A 1,684-nucleotide genomic window follows, 5' to 3' on the forward strand; every position below is an offset into this window, starting at 1 on the left:
GCAATCGCCCGGTTGCCGCTGCCGCTCTTCAGCGTGCCGACGACACCGGTGCCGCCGACGACTTCGGTGACATCGTCCAACCCAAATTCGCGCAGTTTGGCGGCGACGAAGGCGGCGGTGCGCTTCTCCTCGAAGCCGAATTCCGGGTGTGCATGCAGATCGCGCCGCCAGAAAATCATCTCCTGCTTCAGCGCGTCGCGATCGAGTTCAGACATTCTTCTGCCCCTTCTGCTTCTGCCCCTTCTGACCTACTTTGCCAGTTGCGCGGCCACATCAAGCAGGATGTTGGCGCCGGCAACAAGCTCGGCGTCATCGGTGTGTTCGCGAGGACTGTGACTGATGCCGCCAACGCTCGGCACGAAGATCATCGCCGCAGGCGCGATACACGCCAGCATCTGCGCGTCGTGGCCGGCGCCTGATGTCATGCGCCTGACCCCGAGGCCACGGCGTTTCGCGGCGGCCTCGATTTGTTCGACGATGCGCAGGTCGAAGATCACCGGTTCGAAGCGGGCCAGTTGCTCGACCGAAACCGTCACGTTCTCAGCGGCGGCAAGCTGCTCGAGATAGGCGGCAAGCGCCGCTTCCGCCGCCTGCAGGCGCTGTTCGTCGGGATCGCGCAGATCGACGGTGAAGACCGCGCGCGAAGGGATGACATTGATGGCATTCGGCTCGAAGCGGATCGTGCCGACGGTGGCGACGGTCGGCGCGTTCGAGGCTTTGGTCCGGTCGAGCAGGAAGGTGATGACCCGGGCGGCGGCGTGGCCGGCATCGTTGCGCATCGACATCGGCGTGGTGCCGGCATGGTTGGCGACGCCGTCGATTGTGATGCGCTGCCAGGAGATGCCTTGCAGATTCTCCACCGCGCCGACCGGCAAGCCTTCGCGCTCCAGCACCGGCCCTTGCTCAATATGCAGTTCGAGATAGGCGTGCGGCGTGAGGAAGCCGGGTTCCCGGTCGCCGGCATAGCCGATGCGGGCAAGCTCCTGCCCGAGCACGCTGCCGTCGGTGCCGACGGCCGCCAGCACCGTTTCGGCATCGATGCCGCCGGCGTGGACCAGCGAGCCCATCATGTCGGGTGTGTAGCGTACGCCCTCCTCATTGGTGAAAGCGGCGACCGCGACCGGGCGCGACGGCGAAAAGCCTGTCGCCTTGAGCGTCTCGATCACTTCCAGCCCGGCAAGCACCCCGTAGCAGCCGTCATAAATGCCGGCATCGATGACGGTGTCGATGTGCGAGCCGATGAGCAGCGGCGCTTGCCCGGTGTTTTCCGGGCTTTGCCAGATGCCGAAAATGTTGCCGACCCGGTCGATGGCGACATCGAGCCCGGCCTGCCGAAGCCAGCCGACGAAGAGGTCGCGGCCCTGCCTGTCGGTGTCTGAGGCGGCCAGCCGGGTCAGCCTGCCCTCGACATCCCGGCCAACAGCGCCGAGTTCGCGGATGCGGCCGAGCAGGCGCTGCGCATCGATGGCGATCATGCCGTTGCCTCGGCTGTCATCTTGCCTTCCAGCACATCGGCCGGGTTCATGCCAACCAGTTCGGCGTAGCGATGCGGGTCGGTGGCGCCTTCGGTGTTGATCACCAGCACCCGCGATTTGCCGTCAAGTCCAAGATCGGCCCGGTTGTCGGCCACCGCCCGGATCAGCCCGGCAAGGCCGACACCACCGCTTTCGCCGGCGACGATCAC

1 protein-coding gene and 2 pseudogenes are annotated in these 1,684 nt (G+C 66.0%); all 3 read right to left on the minus strand.

The features are described 5' to 3' along the window. Nucleotides 1–215, minus strand: a pseudogene (locus EN884_RS35095) (amidohydrolase); the annotation flags it as partial. Nucleotides 216–248: 33 nt separating this feature from the next. Continuing rightward, a complete protein-coding gene (locus EN884_RS35100) occupies nt 249–1,475 on the minus strand; it encodes a Zn-dependent hydrolase (protein ID WP_013532461.1) in 1,227 nt (408 codons plus the stop codon). After that, nucleotides 1,472–1,684, minus strand: a pseudogene (locus EN884_RS35105) (diaminopropionate ammonia-lyase); the annotation flags it as partial. The pseudogene EN884_RS35105 and the gene EN884_RS35100, both read right to left, overlap by 4 nt.

The organism is Mesorhizobium sp. M7A.F.Ca.AU.001.01.1.1 (assembly GCF_004022735.1).
Lineage (GTDB): Bacteria > Pseudomonadota > Alphaproteobacteria > Rhizobiales > Rhizobiaceae > Mesorhizobium > Mesorhizobium ciceri.

Excerpts from the sequence above, each read along its gene's own strand:
- EN884_RS35100 (WP_013532461.1), bottom strand. The coding sequence starts at position 1,475 with ATGATCGCCATCGATGCGCAGCGCCTGCTCGGCCGCATCCGCGAACTC.